This is a genomic window from Yonghaparkia sp. Root332 (genome assembly GCF_001425665.1).
In the GTDB taxonomy this organism is placed as follows: domain Bacteria; phylum Actinomycetota; class Actinomycetes; order Actinomycetales; family Microbacteriaceae; genus Microcella.
On record NZ_LMCX01000002.1, the window covers coordinates 264542 to 280652 of the forward strand.

Here is a 16111-nt window from a genome sequence, read left to right on the forward strand (position 1 = left end):
CGACAGCACATCATGCCACTTCGGCGCCGGTGATGGGCGCCTCCGATAGCCTGGAGGCCATCAGCCCTCGTAGCTCAATGGATAGAGCATCGGCCTTCTAATCCGGTGGTTGCAGGTTCGAGTCCTGCCGGGGGCGCGTCGTATTGTTCGCTACCGAACGGCCGCCGTTCCTCCGTAGACTCGAGGGCACCGTCCGGGCAGGCCCACCAGGCCGAGCCGGGAACCCATCCACACGAAGGAGTGCGGTCGTGAGCGCGAAGCGTCCCGTCGATCTGAACGAGCTGCTGCCGCAGGTGATGACCGGTATCGACGGTCTGAAGGCGACCTACGGGAGCTGGGGCCAACATCCCTCGACCCACGCCGACCCGGAGAAGGTGCACGCCGTCCTGGGCGAGCTCATCGAGCGCCTCGACGACAACTTCCCCTACTTCCACCCGCAGTACGCGGGCCAGATGCTCAAGCCCCCGCACCCCGTCGCGACCGCCGCGTACCTCGCGACGATGCAGCTCAACCCCAACAACCACTCGATCGACGCGAGCCGCGCGACGACCGCGATGGAGCACGAGGTGCTCGACCAGCTCGCGGCGATGTTCGACTACCCGGCCGAGTACATGGGCCACCTCACCTGGAGCGGCACGACCGCGAACCTCGAGGCGCTCTGGATCAGCCGCGAGATCGCGCCGGGCAAGGCGATCGCCCATTCGGCGGATGCTCACTACACGCACTCCCGGATGGGCGAGGTGCTCGGCATCGACACCGTGGGTATCCCGACCGACGCCGCGGGCCGGATGGAGCTCGAGGCGCTCGAGCGCGAGCTCGCGACCGGGCGCATCGGCGTCGTCGTCGCGACCCTCGGCACGACGGGCCTCGGCGCGGTGGACCCGCTCGCCGACATCATCCCGCTCGCGCGGCGGTACGGCGCGCGTATCCACGTCGACACCGCCTACGGCGGGTTCTTCGCGATCATCGCCGACGAGCTCGCCCCGGAGACCGCGCGCCACTTCCGCGCGATCAAGGACGCGGACTCGGTCGTCGTCGACCCGCACAAGCACGGCCTGCAGCCCTACGGCTGCGGCGCGGTGCTGTTCAACGACCAGTCGATCCTTCGGTACTACCACCACGAGTCGCCCTACACGTACTTCGCGAGCACCGAGCGGCACTTCGGCGAGATCCAGCTGGAGTGCTCGCGCGCGGGGGCGAGCGCGGCGGCGCTGTGGGCGACGCTGCGGGTCTTCCCGCTCACGAAGGAGGGGCTCGGCGGCATCGTGCTGCCCGGCTACCGCGCGGCGCAGCAGTGGCACGCGCTCATCGAGGAGTCGGACATCCTGCAGCCGTACCAGCGGCCCGAGATCGACATCATCACCTACCTGCCGCGCGTCCGGTCGATGGCCGAGCTCGACCGCACGAGCCACGCGATCTTCGAGATGGCGGCCGACACGACGCGCCCGCAGCAGACGCACCTCGCGACCTACGTCGTGAAGCCCGAGCAGCTGCGCGCCCGCGGCATCGACCTCGAGGTCGACGCGCCGACCGGCCGCATCATGCGCAGCGTGCTCATGAAGCCCGAGCACGAGCCGCTCATCCCCGAGATGCACCACCACGTGTCGATGTGGTCGCGCCGCGCCTACGCGGCGACCCACGACGGCGCGTCCCCCGCGAGCGAGGAGGCGCCCGTCGGCTGAGCCGACGGGCGCCTCGGGGAATCGCTGAGCGCTAGTTCTCGTCCTGCGGGTCGATCCGGTCGCGGACGTTCTGCGCGGGCATGGGCGGCGGCGCGCCGTCGTCCCCCGGAGCCGACGGGCTCTCGCCGCTGCGACGCTCGACGACGAACGCCTGCGTCGGCACCGGGTCGCTCTCGCGCGCGTCGATCTCGCCGCCGGGGCTCGAGGTCGTGGTGGTGAGCCGCGGGGCGAACGGCGTCGAGACGACGAGGGGCGTTCCGGCGTTGGGGGGAGTGACGGGGGGCTCGTCGTGCGACATGGGGCCCACCGCGGTCGCCGCGTCGCTCGCCGGGGGTGCCGCGGTCGTCGAGACGACCGGTGTCACGGCGGCGGTCTCGCGCTCGGGCGTCCGCTCGGCCTCCCAGCGCGCCTGATCGGCGACGAGCTGCTGCTCGGCCGGGTCGGCCTCGTACTTCCAGCGCTCGAGGTCGGCGCCGAAGAGCTTCTTCGCCTGGCGGGGCTTCTCGCTCCACGCGATGAGGCGGTCGCGGTACTCGGCGAGGGTCTGCTGGGCCTGGAAGGAGAAGCCGGCGGAGTTCCGCTTCATGTCCTCCAGCTGGTGGGCGGCCCAGTTCGCGGCGAGCGCAGCGCCGGGCACCGGGAGCAGGCGGATGCGCGTCTCGGCCTCGCCGATGAGGTGGTCGACCTGCACGCGCTCGATCGTGCCGATCGCGTTCCAGCCGGCGGCCTTGCGGCCGGCGAGCACGAGCGCCTGCACCGCGGCGGTGAGGGCGTCGCGGTTGTACTGCGCGATCACGCGCTTGGTCGAACCGCGACCGATGAGACCGGCGATGATGCCGGAGACGATGATCGCGATCGCGGGGATGATCGTGCTCGCGGTCACGCGCCGACCCTCCGGCGAGCCGAGCCAGTCGAGGATGCCGTTAACCCATTCCATGGCCGCAGGCTACCCCTGGGGCGGTGCGGGCCTCGGGTCCGCCACACCTGCGCCGAGCATCCGGACCGATCACCGCACGGTCGTGATGGGTCCCGTCGTGAGCGCGAGGTCGGCGTCGACGACCTTCCCGACGCGCGCGGTCTGGGCGAGGATGATCCCCGCGAGCACGACCGCGGCTCCGATGATCTGCACGAGGTCGAGGGTCTCGCCGAGCCAGGCCCACGCCACGGCGAAGGCGAAGATGACCTCGGAGGAGGCGACGATGCCCGCCGCCGTGGCGGGCAGGTGCCGGAGGGCGGCGAGGCTCAGCAGGAACGGGGCGAAGGTTCCGAGGATGACGTTCCACAGCAGCGGCAGCCACATCGGCACCTCGAGCGAGCCGTGGGCGCCGCCGAGGTCGACGGGGGTCGCGAAGACGCCCGGGTCGAGCTCCCACCAGCCGCTCACGAACGACCAGAACACGGTCGCGATGAGCATCGTCCAGAACGACACCGCGAGCGCCGAGGTCTTCGCGACCTGCCGCTCGCCGATGAGGAAGTACAGGGCGAGGCAGACGGCGGCGGCGATCGCGAGGATCACCCCGAGCGCGTCGAGGGTGCTGGCCCAGACGCGCGCGACGACGGCGAGGCCGGCGAGCACGAGCACGATCGCGATCCACAGCCGCGTCTTCACCTGCTCCTTGAAGAAGAAGTAGGCCACGAGCGCGACCATGAGCACCGCCGTGTACTCCAGCAGCAGGGCGATGCCGACGGGCAGGCGCTGCACGGCCGCCGCGTAGGTCGCCTGCAGCAGCGCGACACCGACGATGCCGAGCACGATCATGATCGGCCACTGCCGGCGGGGGAGCCGGAAGGCGGCGCGATCGATCGCCAGCAGCACGAGGCCGGCCACGAGGGCCGTGCCCAGCAGCCGGAACTGCGTGACCTGGGCGGGGCTCAGCCCGGCCTCCATGGTGATCTTGGTGACGCTGCCGTTCGCGCCGAACAGCACCGCGGCCGCGAGGGCGAGGAGGTAGCCCACTCAGCTCCTCGAACCGGTGCCGTGCACGGCGTGGGGCTCGATCGCGGCGATCTCGTCGACCGTGAGCGCGTCGCCGTGCAGCGCGTCGAGGCTGTTGTCGAGCTGGCGCACGCTGCTCGCGCCGATGAGGGCGCTCGTCACCTGCGGGTGCCGCAGCACCCAGAGCAGCGCGAGCTGCGCGAGCGACTGTCCGCGCGCCTCGGCGATCGCGTTCAGGGCGCGGGCCCGTTCGAGGTAGGCGTCGTCGATGTTGTCCTCGCTGATCCAGCGGCCCTCCGACGCGCGCGAGCCCGCGGGCACGCCGTCGAGGTACCGGTTCGTCAGCAGTCCCTGCGCGAGCGGCGAGAAGACGATGCTGCCGATCCCGGTCTCGGCGATCGCGTCCAGCAGCCCCTCCTCCATGCGCCGGTCGAACATGTTGTAGCGCGGCTGGTGGATGAGCAGCGGCACGCCGAGCTCGCCGAGGATCCGGTGCGCCTCGCGCGTCTGCGCCGCGTCGTAGTTCGAGATGCCCGCGTAGAGCGCCTTGCCGCTCTGCACGGCGGTCGCCAGGGCGCCCATGGTCTCCTCGAGCGGCGTCTCGGGGTCGGGCCGGTGGCTGTAGAAGATGTCGACGTAGTCGAGGCGCATGCGCGTCAGGCTCTGGTCGAGCGAGCTCAGCAGGTACTTGCGCGACCCCCACTCGCCGTAGGGGCCGGGCCACATGTAGTAGCCGGCCTTCGTGGAGATGACGAGCTCGTCGCGGTAGGGCAGGAAGTCGTCGCGCAGGATGCGCCCGAAGTTCGACTCGGCGCTGCCATCCGGCGGGCCGTAGTTGTTCGCGAGGTCGAAGTGGGTCACGCCGCGGTCGAAGGCGCGGCGCAGAATGGCGCGCTGCGTCTCGATCGGCCGGTCGTCGCCGAAGTTGTTCCAGAGGCCGAGCGAGATGCGCGGCAGCCTCAGGCCGCTGCGCCCGACGCGGGCGTACTCGAGCTGCTCGTAGCGGTCGTCGGCGGCGATGTGCGGCATGCCGTCACTCTACTGGCCGGCCCGCGACCATCGAACCGATTCGATCGGGGCGGATGCTCGGCTCGCGCCCCGCACGCCCGCCTACGATGGCGGCATGCGAACCTTCCATCTCGCCGGCGGATGCTTCTGGTGCCTCGACGCCGTCTACCGCGTCCTCGACGGCGTCCACGATGTCGTCTCCGGCTACACCGGCGGCACCGTTCCGCACCCGTCCTATGAGGCGGTCTGCACGGGCACGACGGGTCACGCCGAGGCCGTCAGGGTCGTCTTCGACCCGGAGGTGATCCCCGCCGACGTCATCCTCGACGTCTTCTTCACCCTCCACGATCCGCGTCAGCTGAACCGCCAGGGCAACGACGTCGGCACGCAGTACCGCTCGGCGATGTACTACGCCGACGAGGAGGAGAAGGCGCTCTTCGAGGCCGCGCGCGACCGCGCCGACGGCTACTGGGAGGGCGGCCTCGTCACCGAGATCACGCCGCTGGGCGAGTGGTACGACGCCGAGGACTACCACCAGGACTTCTTCGCCAAGAACCCCGGCCAGGGCTACTGCCTCGCCGTCGCGCTGCCGAAGGTCAACAAGATCCGCTCCTCCTACGCGCCGTACGTCCGAGCCTCCTGAGCGCTCGCCCGAGAGGGCTCGACACGGGGTCAGTGGAGGCGTAGCGTCGGCGGCGCACGGCGCGAGCGCGCCGCTCGGAAGGAGCTCGACGATGAGCATGACCACCGGAACGCAGACCTGGGTCGCCGCCGGCCCCGCCGGCACGGTCGGGTCGATCCACCGCGAGGGGGAGGCCTTCCTCGTCCGGGTGCGGATGGAGAGCGAGGCTCGAGGGCCGTACCCCACGCTGGAGGCCGCGAAGCGGGCGCTGCACGCGACGCTCGGGCCCGGCGCGGAGCGGCCCGACTTCCGCGAGCACTAGTCGATCGAGCGCTCCGCCCGGTCGACCGGCGGTGCCGGGTCACGCCGGGCGAGCGTACTGGGATCCGTCGCGGCGCCGCTCGATCAGATCGGCGTCGACGAGGTAGCGCCGCGGGGCGGCGCGGTCCTCGAAGATCGCCGCGAGCCGCTCGGTCACCGTCGCCTCGTCAGCGAGCTCGCCGACCCCGACGGCCCGATCGGCCGCCCACGCCATCACCTCGGCGCGATCGCTCGCCCCGGACGGCCCGTGCTCGATGCGCCCGTCGTGCACGAAGCGCGCGATGCCCGTCGGGCGGTCGACCGGAGCGGCGCGCAGCAGCTCCCGGAAGACCTCGGTGCGCGCCTCGAGGCGGCCCTCGTGCTCGCGCGCGAGTCCGGAGGCCGTGAGCACCCGGACGACCCGTGCGCGCTTCGTTGGCGGCAGCGCGGCGAGCTGCTCGGCCGCGTCGCCGCCGGCGAGAAGCGCACCGACGATCGGTCGCGCATCGTCATCGGCGAGCGCGGCGACGATCGGTCGCCACTCTGCGGCGGGCTTCGTCATGACTTCTCCTGTCGAGCCAGCATGCCAGGGCCCTCCGCCCGGGGTCGAGCGGAGGGCCGCGGGAGCGGTCGGGCGACCGCGTCAGACGCGAGCGCCTCCCGCGGTCGCGGGGAGGGCGTCGCCGACGCCGGGGTCTGCGGTTGCGGGCGCGGGCATCCGCACGCCCCTGATCGTCAGCCAGAGACCGAGCGAGAGCTCCCAGGCCGCGATCGGCAGTGCCGTGAGGGCTCCGACGACGGAGAGCTGATCCCACGCGCCGAGCACGACGCCGAAGGAGCTCGCGAGCAGCAGCGGAGCTCCGATGAGACCGATGAGCGGGATCACGCGCGGCACGAGGCGGCCGCGCAGCATGACCGTGCCGAGCAGCGCCGCGTTGATCGAGGCCATGAAGGCAGGGCCGAGCAGGAACGCGGCGTCGTGCAGCTCGATGAGCACCGATGCGCCCTCCGAGTCGGGGCCGAGCTCGATGAGGGCCAGGAGCGCGATCGCGCCCGACAGGATCATGCCGGCCTCGACCGTGCGCGAGGCGACGAAGCCGATCGCCAGCGGCTCGCTGACGCGCCGCGCGATCGGGTGCAGGGCCACGGCGGTGCCGATGCACGTGAACGCGAGCGCGATCTCGAGCGCGGTGCCGACCGCGGCCTGCGCGAGCTGCGGCTCGCCCGCGAGGATCGGCGTCTTGAGCGCGAGGGCGGGGAAAGAGGTGGCGAAGGTCGCCAGGTAGAGGATTCCGGCCCACAGGGCGAGGCGGCGGTCGGGGGTCATGAGGGCCTTCCGGGTCTGAGGTGTACGGCGTACACCTGTCGTCTCCCGAGCATAGGCGTACGCTGTACACCGGTCAAGGAGGATGCCATGGACGGAACGTCGCGCGGACGACGGGGGAGCACCCCGGGGCGTGAACGACTCGACCGCTCCCGAGTGGTCGGGGCCGCCGTCGCGCTCGCCGACCGCGACGGCCTCGACGCGGTCAGCATGCGCCGCCTCGCCGACGAGCTCGGGGTCGTTCCCATGGCGCTCTACAAGCACGTCGCCGACAAGCGCGATCTCGTCGCCGGGATGATCGACAGCGTCGTCGCCGGCTACCCGCGGCCCGCATCCGGCGAGCCCTGGTCGTCGGCTGTCCGCACGCGCGTCCTCGGCGCGCGCGCCGCGCACCTCGCTCACCCGTGGCTCCGACCCGCGATCGAGTCGGCGACCGCTCCCAGTCCCGTCGTGCTCGCCCACATGGATGCGCTCGTCGGCGACCTCGTCTCGGGAGGGCTCTCGTACGACCTCGCGCACCACGCGATGCACGCCCTCGGGCATCGCATCTGGGGGTTCAGCCCCGAGGCCTTCTCGACCCCTGCCGCGCCGGGCGAGGGGGCCGATCCGGTCCCCGATCCCGAGCGGCTCGCGGCGCTCGCCCGAGCCTTCCCGCACATCGCAGGCGTCGCGGCCGAGCAGCAGCGGCGCCACCCGGCCGGGTGCGACGAGCAGTTCGAGTTCTCCTTCACGCTCGACCTGCTGCTGGCGGCCTTCGCCCGGCTGCACGAGGCGGGGTGGCAGTCGAGCTGACCGCTCGTCCCCAGCCGGTCACGGGCTCGACGGTCTCCACGGGGCGAGTCCGTCGGCGCTCGACCCCGCGCTCCGGCAGGCATTCTCGCTGCGGGCGCCGGCGCTCTCCGGCACGAACCGCCGGCGCCCACCCGACATCGAAGACGTCAGGAGGACGCCATGACCGACACCATCACCCTCACGGGGCTCGTCGCCACGACCCCGCGCCACATCGTCACGAGCGAGGGTCTCGCGATCACCTCGTTCCGGCTCGCGAGCAATCAGCGCCGGTTCGATCGCGCCCAGAACGCGTGGGTGGACGGCGACACGAACTGGTACACCATCACGAGCTTCCGCCAGCTCGGCGCCCACGTCGCGAGCTCGGTGCACAAGGGTGAGCGCGTCATCGTCTCGGGCCGGGTGCGCATCCGCGACTGGACGAGCGGCGAGAGGAACGGCACCACGATCGAGATCGACGCCGAGGCCGTGGGCCACGACCTCACGTGGGGCCGCTCGAGCTTCACGCGGAGCGTGATCGTCGGTCGCGGCCGCGACGACGCGGCGACGGATGCTCCGCCGGAGCAGCCCGAGCCCGTCGAGGTGCCCGACGACGCCTCGTCGCTCGAGCCGCGCGAACCGGCGGACGCGCCCTTCTGACGAGGGAACCGCCCCGCGGCACCCCGCGGCCCGACGGAGCGCTCCGGCGCCCCGCGGGTCGCGCGGCCGCTCAGCGGACGCGGATGCCGCCGCGCTGCCAGAGGGTGACCGCGGCGACGCGCGGGTTGGCGTTCTCGCTCGTGTCGAGGCCGAGAGCCGTGAACAGGCGCGCGAGCATCGTCTCGACCGCCCGCACCGTCGTACCGCGGTGCTCGGCGAGAGCGCGCGTCGAGGCGCCCTCCGCGAGGAGCCGGAGCACATCGGCCTGCGCGGCCGTGACCACCGGCACGTCGTCGTCGCCGACCGGCACCCCGTCGTCGAGCTGCCCGCTGATCGACCGGTGGACGGCATCGATGAGGTCGTCGATCGCGCCGAGCCGCGACTTGACGAGGTAGATGACCCCGGAGGGGATGCGGTCGGGATTCGGCACCGCGAGCTCGGGCGAGCGGTGCGAGGTCAGCACGACGAGCCCGATCCACGGGTAGTCGGCGGCGACCGCGCTCAGCAGGTCGGCGCCCGACTCCGACGACCCGAAGTTCAGGTCGGTGATGAGCGCGTGCGGGTCGGTCTCTCCGACGGCCGCGAGCGCCTCGGCGGCGGAGGACGCGGTCGTCACGTCGAAGCCCCGAGCGCCGAGACCGCCGGAGACGAGGGACACCGTGAAGGCGTCGTCATCGGCCACGACGACGCGCAGCGACTTGCTCTCGGTGGTCACGTCGGCACCTCGTCGATCTCGGGGAAGGCTCGGTCCCGGTCATCGTCGCTCCGTCCGGCGGCGTCGTCAAGCACATCGCGGAGCGTCGTCAGAAGCAGGCTCGTCGTGTAGGGCTTGGGCAGGAACGCCGCCACGCCCATGCCCGCGCTGCGCGCGGCGCCGCCGGCCGAGGTCAGCCCGCTCGCGGCGATCACCGGGATCCGCGGGTGATGCTCCTCGAGGTACGCCGTCGTCGCGGCGCCGTCCATGACCGGCATCATCATGTCGGTCAGCACGAGATCCACTCGGGCGCCCGGCGCCTCCAGCAGATCGATCGCGACGCGCCCGTTCTCCGCCGTGCGCGTGCGATACCCGTAGCTCTCGAGGGTCCGCGAGGTGATCAGCCGGATGGTCGGATCGTCGTCGACAATGAGGACGAACTCGCCGCGCCCGCGCGGGAGGGTCCGAGCGGGCAGGGCGCTGTCGCGCTCGAGCGTCGGCTCGCCCGTGATCACGGGCAGGATGACCGAGAAGCGCGTTCCCCGATCCGGCTCGCTGTAGACCTGCATGGTGCCGCCGTGGCTGCGCACGATCGCGAGGGAGCTGGCGAGGCCGAGACCGGTGCCCTTGCCGACCGACTTCGTCGTGTAGAACGGCTCGAAGATCTTCTCGGCGACCTCCGCGGGCATCCCGTGCCCGGTATCGACGACGTCGATGACGACGTGCTGCCCCGGCGTCATGCGGAACGCCTCGGACGAGAAGCCGTCCTCGAGAACCAGGCGCGTCGCGGTGACGCGGAGCTCGCCGCCGTCGGGCATCGCGTCGCGCGCGTTCGTCACGAGGTTCATGAGCACCTGGATGAGCTGCGTCTCGTCGCCGAAGGTGTCGGGCACGTCGTCGTCGATCTCGATGCTGAAGCGGATTCCGCGGGGCAGCGCGTCGTGCGCGAAGCGATCGAGCTCCTCCATGAGCGAGGAGATCGAGACCCGCTCCCGACGGCCCTCGACCCCGCGCGCGAAGGCGAGCACCTGCCGGATCATGTCCGCCCCGCGCTTGGCGGCCGACTCCATCGTCGAGAGCAGCTCGCGCCGCCCGTCATCGGTCTCCGAGTTCTCCAGGAGCTGGATCGACATGAGGATGGGCGTGAGGACGTTGTTGAGGTCGTGGGCGATCCCGCCGGCGAAGGTTCCCAGACTCTCCATCCGCTTCGCTCGCGTCCGCAGATTCTCCTCGCGACGCCACTGCGTCACGTCGCTGCTGACGGTGAAGATGCGGTCGGGGACCCCGTCGTCGCCCGGGAGGAGCTGCCAGCGGCAGTCGATGACGAGGGCGCGGCCGTCGAGCGTCGTGCAGGGGATCTCCTCCGCCCAGTACCCGTCCCGGAGGGTGGCGGCGAGCGCCTCATCGGCGATCGCATCCTCCACGCGCACGAGACCGCGGATCGACCGGCCGATCGCCTGGTCGGCGGAGACGCCGTAGAGCTCGGCCGCGGCGCGGTTCCAGTAGTGCACGACCCCGTCGATCCCGCGAACCACGATGGCGTCGCGCGACGCGTCGATGAGCTCCGCCTGATCGGCGATGCGCCGCTGGGCCTGCGCCATCTGGCGACGGGTGCGCTCGTCCTCCGTGACGTCGCGGATGTACAGGGCGACTCCGGTCGCGGTCGGGTAGGCGGTGACGTCGAACCACTGATCCGCATCGCCCGCGGTGCGCACCGTCGTCCGCAGCTGCTCGCGCACCGCGCGCTGGTAGGCCACCTCGAGCTCGGTGTCCTCGAGCTCGGGGAAGGCCTCCCAGAGGCTGCGGCCCTCGAGCTCCGCGAACTGCTTCCCGATCAGATGCAGGGCCTCGTCGTTGACGAACGAGATGCGCCAGGCCTCGTCGAGGAACATCAGACCGTCGCCGAGCGAGTTGAGGGTCAGGTCCAGACGCTGCTGCAGGAGGGCTTCGCGCTCGCGGGCCGCGGTCGTCTCCGTGATGTCCCAGATCGCCCCGTGGAGCGAGGAGAAGGGCGGGCGGCCCTCGGGCTCCGCCGGTTCTCCGAGGACGCGGATGATCCGCGCGCGGCCGTCCGGCGTCGAGATCGGAAGCTCGAGATCGAGCAGGGTGCCGTCATCGAAGCATCGGGTCACGGCGAGCGAGATCGCCTCCGCGCTCTCCGGAGCGAATGTCTCGATCGCATCGGCGAGCGAGACGGTCGGGTGGCCCTCGAAGCCGAGGATGCGCTGCGACTGGGCGGTGAGTCCCAGCATCGCCGTGTCGCGACGCAGGGACCAGCCGCCGAAGGAGGCGAGGCCGCCGGCGATGCGGAGAAGCTCGTCCGCCTCGCGCTGCGTGCGCTCTCGCTCCTCCTGCTCGCCGATCGAGAAGGCGTACTGCAGCACGGCGACGACCCTGTGGCCGGCCCGGACGGGGCTGTACGTCACCTCCGCGCGGGCGCTGCCGTCCCCGGCGCGTCCCGCTGTCCGGAAGCGGACGGTCCGGCCGGCGAGCGCCTCGGCGAAGCGCTCGGCGATGAGCTCGCGGTCCGCCTCGGCCGCCCAGGCGGTGAAGTGGGTGCCGACGACGTGCTCGCGGGTGAGCGGGCTGCGCACGGCGAGGGCCGAGGTCGCCCCGGCGATCGTGCCGTCCGCGGCGACGAGGAGGATCGGGTCGGGAAACCCCTCGGCGAGCGTCTCGAGCGCGCGCGCGAGCTCGCCGACGCGCGGGTCCAGGTTCTCAGCCGTCATGTCGCGCCGGCGGATCGGGGTGCTGGGCGAGCAGCGACTGGACGATGCGGGTGAAGTCGGCGAGCTCGATGGGTTTCCGCGCGAATCCGTCGACGCGGTCGAGCCCGGCGGGGGCATCCTCGCCGCTCAGAAGCAGGACGCGCGGCCGGTGGGGGCGCGCGGCGAGGGCGTCGAGGCTCTCGTCGACGGGGCCGCCCGGCATATTCAGATCGAGGATGACCAGGTCGACGGCACGATCGGGGTCGAAGCGGACGACCTCGCCGGTCGTCCGGGCCTCGACCACGCTCGCCCCCATGCCCGCGAGCGCCATTCGCAGCACCGTCCGCACCAACGGGTCATCGTCGGCGACCAGGACTGTGGCGGGGGAACCACCCAGGGGGGCCATGCCCTCAGTGTATGGCGGGGCCCTCTCGCCTAGGTCCCTCCATTCGGGGGGACACCCTCGGCCAGCAGGGACAGATCGCGGGATGCCGCGGCGAGATGGTCGAGCACCTGCTCGGTGATGGTCGCGAGGGAGCCCGGCGCCGCGTCGCCGTCGGAGAAGAACGTCAGCGCCATCACGCACGCGGCGATGCGGCCCTGGACGGGTCCGTGCATGAGCTCGCTCAGCCGGTGTCGCTCGCGCTCGAGATCCGCCTCGCGCTGCTCCTCCGAATGGAGGAGCGAGTCGCGGAGGTCGTCGAGAGCCCGCTCCTCCTCCGCGTTGGCGCGAGCGAGGACGAGGGAGGCGATCACGGTCGTGGACGACGTGATGATCCCGAAGACGATGAGCGGCAGGGTCGTCACTCCGTGCCAGGTGATGTCGTCCACGCCGCTGTCGAGCATCGCCCAGGCGGAGACGAGGATCGCGGCCCCGACCGCCGCGAACGTCACGGTCGACGCGCGCGCTTGACGCCGGACCAGCGGCGCCTGGCAGAAGCGGAGGGTGACTCCGAGGGCGAGAGCGCCCAGCGCGACGGCCAGGACGATCTCCCGCGCGGCCGGCGCCCCGAAGATCCGCGTGCCATCGGGAAGCGCCACCGCGAGGGTCTGCAGCGCGACGACGCCGGCGGTGAGCCACGGTCGGGCGAGGGGGACGTCGAACGCCTCCCTGAGCGATGCCCGGCGGGTCGGGGCGTCGGTGGCGCGCGGTGCGGGGCTCGCCGAGTCGACGAGGTTGGCCGTCTCGTCGTGCAGGGCGGACAGGCGCATGCTGATCTCCACGAAGGCGGCGCGGTCGAGATCCTGCCGCACGGCGACGAGCCGCGCGAGGAGGTCGTCGAGCACCGGCGCGACCGAGCGCCGGACGGTCCGCGCGAGCCGGGCCCGGATCTCCTCGCCCGATTCCTCCGCGCGGGCGTTCGCCTCCGCGAGCGCCCCCTGCGCGGCCTCGAGCTCGCCGATCAGGACGCGCCGCCGATCGATCTGGGCCATTCCGTACACGATCGAGGGCCCCCAGGCGCCCGTCATGATGATCCAGGACACGGCGCGGAAGAGGAAGTCTCCCGGAACGCCGGCGACGACCTCTGCGAGGGCGCTGCCGACGGTCGCGCGGACGACGCAGGTGAGCAGCCAGAGGGCGGCGACCACGGTCAGCGGGAGGGTCGGGTGCCGGCGCCTCGCGAGATACCCGCCGCCCACGAGGATCACGCCCGTGAGGAGGTGCTCCAGGACGGCCGCGAGGAGCGGCCACCACCACTGCGGGTAGTCGGTCGCGGACTCTCTGATCAGCACGATCGCGGCCGTGCCGGGGAAGAACGCGAGCCAGAGCATCCAGTGGGTCGACCACGGGCCGCCGAGAATCTGCCGCAGCGTCACCACGTCTCCGATTCGTCGGGAACTCACCGCAGGGGGCACAGGGCCAATCCTGCACCAGTTGCGGAAATGAGAAGCGGCCGCCCCAGCTCAACCCGAATGAGCCGGGGACGGCCGCAGTGTCTCTCGGCGCTCTCACCCGACCCGAACGGGCGAGAGAACCGGTTGCGGTAGGCGGCCCCCCGGGAGTCCCCCGACTCCCAACCGCTGTCCTTGCATTGATAGTGCTCCGCCTCCGCGCCGGGCGCAAACATGCCGGGCGCGCTGTGTTCGGATTCCGAACGCGACGCCGGATCGCCCGACCGAGCCCCCGGGAGCCGAGCGCCCGTAGACTCATCGCGGTCGGCCTCCCTGGCCGCCGGAAGGGGCGGTCGGGATGCGGACGAGCGCGAGGCGGGCATCCGCCGTCATCGCCGCCGCGGCCGCGATCGCGGCTCTTCTCGCCGGCTGCGCTCCGTCGCCCCGCCCCTCCGGCGCACCGACCTCGCCGCCCGCGAGCACGCCCCCCGCGCCGACCGAGCCCGCGCCGACCGCGTCGCCCGAGCCGACGTTCGACCCCGCGGGTGACGCGGAGGCGAACCGTCCCCTCGTCGAGCGCTCGCTCGCGCCTCTGGTCTCGGCGGGCGGGATCCCCGCGGGCCGCAGCGTGGTCGACGCGCTCACCGCGGCCGGCATCCCGCTCGAGGCGCTGCAGATCACCGCGGACCGCACCTCGATCGGTCTGCCGGTCGACTCGCTGCTGTTCTCCGTCCGCTCGGGCGAGTCGTGCGTGCTCGGGCAGTTCGACGGCGACGGCTTCATGACGACGACGGCCCCGGTGCTGGCCTCCGGCGCGTGCCTGGTGGGGGCGACGGCCTCTCTAGACTGAGGGCATGGCCGAATTCATCTACTCCATGGTCCGCGCCCGCAAGGCGGTCGGCGACAAGCTCATCCTCGATGACGTCACGATGTCGTTCTTCCCCGGCGCCAAGATCGGCATGGTCGGCCCCAACGGCGCGGGCAAGTCGACGATCCTGAAGATCATGGCCGGCCTCGACCAGCCCTCCAACGGCGAGGCGCGCCTGAGCCCCGGCTACTCGGTGGGCATCCTCATGCAGGAGCCCGAGCTCGACGAGTCGAAGACCGTGCTGGAGAACGTCCAGGACGGCGTGCGCGAGCTGCACGACAAGATCACGCGCTTCAACGAGATCTCCGCGGCGATGGCCGACCCCGACGCCGACTTCGACGCGCTGCTGGCCGAGATGGGCGCCCTGCAGGAGGACATCGACGCCGCCAACGGGTGGGATCTGGACTCGCAGCTCGAGCAGGCGATGGACGCCCTGCGCTGCCCGCCGGGCGACGAGAAGATCACGCACCTCTCCGGAGGCGAGAAGCGCCGCGTCGCGCTCTGCAAGCTCCTGCTCGAGAAGCCCGACCTGCTCCTGCTCGACGAGCCCACCAACCACCTCGACGCCGAGAGCGTGCTCTGGCTCGAGCAGCACCTGCAGAAGTACCCGGGCGCCGTCATCGCGATCACGCACGACCGGTACTTCCTCGACCACGTCGCCCAGTGGATCGCCGAGGTCGATCGCGGCCGGCTCTACCCGTACGAGGGCAACTACTCGACCTACCTCGAGAAGAAGGCCGCCCGTCTGCAGGTCCAGGGCAAGAAGGATGCCAAGCTCGCCAAGCGCCTCGAGAGCGAGCTGGAGTGGGTGCGCAGCAACGCCAAGGGCCGCCAGGCCAAGTCGAAGGCGCGACTCGCGCGCTACGAGGAGATGGCGGCGGAGGCGGAGAAGACGCGGAAGCTCGACTTCGAGGAGATCGTCATCCCCGTCGGCCCGCGCCTCGGCGCGCAGGTCATCGAGGCCTCGAAGCTCACCAAGGGGTTCGGCGACCGCGTGCTCATCGACGGGCTGTCGTTCACGCTGCCCCGCAACGGCATCGTGGGCATCATCGGACCGAACGGCGTCGGCAAGACGACGCTCTTCAAGACCATCGTCGGCCTCGAGCCGCTCGACGGCGGCACGCTCAAGATCGGCGACACGGTCGACATCTCGTACGTCGACCAGAGCCGCGGCGGCATCGACCCGAACAAGACGCTGTGGGAGGTCGTGAGCGACGGCCTGGACTACATCCAGGTCGGCAAGACCGAGATCCCGTCGCGGGCCTACGTCTCGCAGTTCGGCTTCAAGGGCCCCGACCAGCAGAAGAAGGCCGGCGTGCTCTCGGGCGGTGAGCGCAACCGACTGAATCTCGCGCTCACCCTCAAGCAGGGCGGAAACCTCCTCCTGCTCGACGAGCCGACGAACGACCTCGACGTCGAGACCCTCGGCAGCCTCGAGAACGCGCTGCTGGAGTTCCCCGGCTGCGCCGTGGTCATCACGCACGACCGGTGGTTCCTCGACCGCATCGCCACGCACATCCTCGCCTGGGAGGGCACGGACGAGAACCCGAGCTACTGGCACTGGTTCGAGGGCAACTTCGAGGCGTACGAGGCGAACAAGATCGAGCGCCTCGGCCCGGATGCGGCGAAGCCGCACCGCTCGACCTACCGCAAGCTGACGCGCGACTGAGCACGGCGCCGCGGCGAACGGCCCGCCCGGGCCGAGAAC

General features: G+C 71.8%; 16 protein-coding genes and 1 tRNA gene. 8 read left to right on the forward strand and 9 right to left on the reverse strand.

Annotated features, from left to right (window positions below; all coding sequences use genetic code 11):
- The first annotated feature begins 63 nt into the window (after positions 1-63).
- Positions 64-136: transfer RNA gene (locus ASC54_RS09015), tRNA-Arg, on the forward strand.
- A gap of 112 nt (positions 137-248) precedes the next feature.
- Positions 249-1682, forward strand: a complete 1434-nt coding sequence (locus ASC54_RS09020) for an aminotransferase class V-fold PLP-dependent enzyme (RefSeq protein WP_235451437.1) — start codon at positions 249-251, stop codon at positions 1680-1682.
- 31 nt (positions 1683-1713) lie between these two features.
- On the opposite strand, the gene ASC54_RS09025 is transcribed toward ASC54_RS09020, so the two are convergent.
- The 3 genes from ASC54_RS09025 to ASC54_RS09035 all read right to left on the reverse strand — a co-directional run bounded on the left by ASC54_RS09025 (position 1714) and on the right by ASC54_RS09035 (position 4647).
- Positions 1714-2619, reverse strand: a complete 906-nt coding sequence (locus ASC54_RS09025; protein WP_055860132.1) for a hypothetical protein — start codon at positions 2617-2619, stop codon at positions 1714-1716.
- Between the two features lie 69 nt (positions 2620-2688).
- Positions 2689-3639, reverse strand: a complete 951-nt coding sequence (locus ASC54_RS09030; RefSeq protein ID WP_055898509.1) for a DMT family transporter — start codon at positions 3637-3639, stop codon at positions 2689-2691.
- A complete protein-coding gene (locus tag ASC54_RS09035; protein WP_055860138.1) occupies positions 3640-4647 on the reverse strand; it encodes an aldo/keto reductase in 1008 nt (335 codons plus the stop codon). It lies immediately after the preceding gene.
- Positions 4648-4741: 94 nt separating this feature from the next.
- Here ASC54_RS09035 and msrA point away from each other — a divergent pair, with 94 nt between their 5' ends.
- Both msrA and ASC54_RS09045 read left to right on the forward strand, forming a co-directional pair.
- A complete protein-coding gene (gene msrA, locus ASC54_RS09040) occupies positions 4742-5269 on the forward strand; it encodes a peptide-methionine (S)-S-oxide reductase MsrA (RefSeq protein ID WP_055860140.1) in 528 nt (175 codons plus the stop codon).
- A 91-nt stretch (positions 5270-5360) separates the two neighbouring features.
- On the forward strand, positions 5361-5570 hold the full coding sequence (locus ASC54_RS09045; RefSeq protein ID WP_235451438.1) for a methyltransferase: 210 nt from the start codon (positions 5361-5363) through the stop codon (positions 5568-5570).
- A 39-nt stretch (positions 5571-5609) separates the two neighbouring features.
- Here ASC54_RS09045 and ASC54_RS09050 read toward each other — a convergent pair whose 3' ends face one another.
- Together ASC54_RS09050 and ASC54_RS09055 are read right to left on the reverse strand one after the other, a co-directional pair.
- Positions 5610-6110: a DUF2087 domain-containing protein gene (locus ASC54_RS09050; protein ID WP_055898512.1), complete on the reverse strand. Its 501-nt coding sequence runs from the start codon at positions 6108-6110 to the stop codon at positions 5610-5612.
- An 81-nt stretch (positions 6111-6191) separates the two neighbouring features.
- Positions 6192-6875 (reverse strand): DUF4386 domain-containing protein, encoded by a 684-nt coding sequence (locus tag ASC54_RS09055; RefSeq protein ID WP_055898514.1) that lies wholly within the window; start codon positions 6873-6875, stop codon positions 6192-6194.
- 87 nt (positions 6876-6962) lie between these two features.
- Here ASC54_RS09055 and ASC54_RS09060 point away from each other — a divergent pair, with 87 nt between their 5' ends.
- Together ASC54_RS09060 and ASC54_RS09065 are read left to right on the forward strand one after the other, a co-directional pair.
- Positions 6963-7664: a TetR/AcrR family transcriptional regulator C-terminal domain-containing protein gene (locus tag ASC54_RS09060; RefSeq protein WP_055860146.1), complete on the forward strand. Its 702-nt coding sequence runs from the start codon at positions 6963-6965 to the stop codon at positions 7662-7664.
- Positions 7665-7823: 159 nt separating this feature from the next.
- Positions 7824-8300, forward strand: a complete 477-nt coding sequence (locus tag ASC54_RS09065) for a single-stranded DNA-binding protein (RefSeq protein ID WP_055860149.1) — start codon at positions 7824-7826, stop codon at positions 8298-8300.
- A 70-nt stretch (positions 8301-8370) separates the two neighbouring features.
- Here ASC54_RS09065 and ASC54_RS09070 read toward each other — a convergent pair whose 3' ends face one another.
- Genes ASC54_RS09070 through ASC54_RS09085 form a run of 4 tightly spaced genes read right to left on the reverse strand, consistent with a single transcriptional unit; the run spans position 8371 to position 13520 of the window.
- Complete coding sequence (locus ASC54_RS09070) at positions 8371-9015, reverse strand: response regulator (protein WP_055860152.1); 645 nt, start codon at positions 9013-9015, stop codon at positions 8371-8373.
- Positions 9012-11723 carry a PAS domain-containing protein gene (locus ASC54_RS09075; protein ID WP_055898516.1) on the reverse strand — a complete coding sequence of 904 codons (2712 nt, stop codon included), beginning with the start codon at positions 11721-11723 and terminating at the stop codon, positions 9012-9014. The genes ASC54_RS09070 and ASC54_RS09075 overlap by 4 nt, the downstream gene beginning before the upstream one ends.
- The gene (locus ASC54_RS09080; protein WP_082515015.1) at positions 11713-12108 is read right to left on the reverse strand and encodes a response regulator; all 396 of its coding nucleotides are present in this window, start codon (positions 12106-12108) and stop codon (positions 11713-11715) included. The genes ASC54_RS09075 and ASC54_RS09080 overlap by 11 nt, the downstream gene beginning before the upstream one ends.
- Before the next feature lie 29 nt (positions 12109-12137).
- On the reverse strand, positions 12138-13520 hold the full coding sequence (locus ASC54_RS09085) for a hypothetical protein (RefSeq protein WP_156376806.1): 1383 nt from the start codon (positions 13518-13520) through the stop codon (positions 12138-12140).
- Positions 13521-13893: 373 nt separating this feature from the next.
- Between ASC54_RS09085 and ASC54_RS09090 the strand changes: the two genes are divergently transcribed.
- A complete protein-coding gene (locus ASC54_RS09090; RefSeq protein ID WP_055898519.1) occupies positions 13894-14385 on the forward strand; it encodes a hypothetical protein in 492 nt (163 codons plus the stop codon).
- A gap of 4 nt (positions 14386-14389) precedes the next feature.
- Entirely contained in the window at positions 14390-16072 is a 1683-nt protein-coding gene (gene ettA / locus ASC54_RS09095; RefSeq protein WP_055860174.1) for an energy-dependent translational throttle protein EttA, read from the forward strand.
- Positions 16073-16111: the final 39 nt, after the last annotated feature.

Coding starts and splice junctions, on each gene's coding strand:
- ASC54_RS09025 (WP_055860132.1), bottom strand. CDS start 2,619: ATGGAATGGGTTAACGGCATCCTCGACTGGCTCGGCTCGCCGGAGGGT.
- ASC54_RS09035 (WP_055860138.1), bottom strand. CDS start 4,647: ATGCCGCACATCGCCGCCGACGACCGCTACGAGCAGCTCGAGTACGCC.
- msrA (WP_055860140.1), top strand. CDS start 4,742: ATGCGAACCTTCCATCTCGCCGGCGGATGCTTCTGGTGCCTCGACGCC.
- ASC54_RS09045 (WP_235451438.1), top strand. CDS start 5,361: ATGAGCATGACCACCGGAACGCAGACCTGGGTCGCCGCCGGCCCCGCC.
- ASC54_RS09050 (WP_055898512.1), bottom strand. CDS start 6,110: ATGACGAAGCCCGCCGCAGAGTGGCGACCGATCGTCGCCGCGCTCGCC.
- ASC54_RS09055 (WP_055898514.1), bottom strand. CDS start 6,875: ATGACCCCCGACCGCCGCCTCGCCCTGTGGGCCGGAATCCTCTACCTG.
- ASC54_RS09060 (WP_055860146.1), top strand. CDS start 6,963: ATGGACGGAACGTCGCGCGGACGACGGGGGAGCACCCCGGGGCGTGAA.
- ASC54_RS09065 (WP_055860149.1), top strand. CDS start 7,824: ATGACCGACACCATCACCCTCACGGGGCTCGTCGCCACGACCCCGCGC.
- ASC54_RS09075 (WP_055898516.1), bottom strand. CDS start 11,723: ATGACGGCTGAGAACCTGGACCCGCGCGTCGGCGAGCTCGCGCGCGCG.
- ASC54_RS09080 (WP_082515015.1), bottom strand. CDS start 12,108: ATGGCCCCCCTGGGTGGTTCCCCCGCCACAGTCCTGGTCGCCGACGAT.
- ASC54_RS09090 (WP_055898519.1), top strand. CDS start 13,894: ATGCGGACGAGCGCGAGGCGGGCATCCGCCGTCATCGCCGCCGCGGCC.
- ettA (WP_055860174.1), top strand. CDS start 14,390: ATGGCCGAATTCATCTACTCCATGGTCCGCGCCCGCAAGGCGGTCGGC.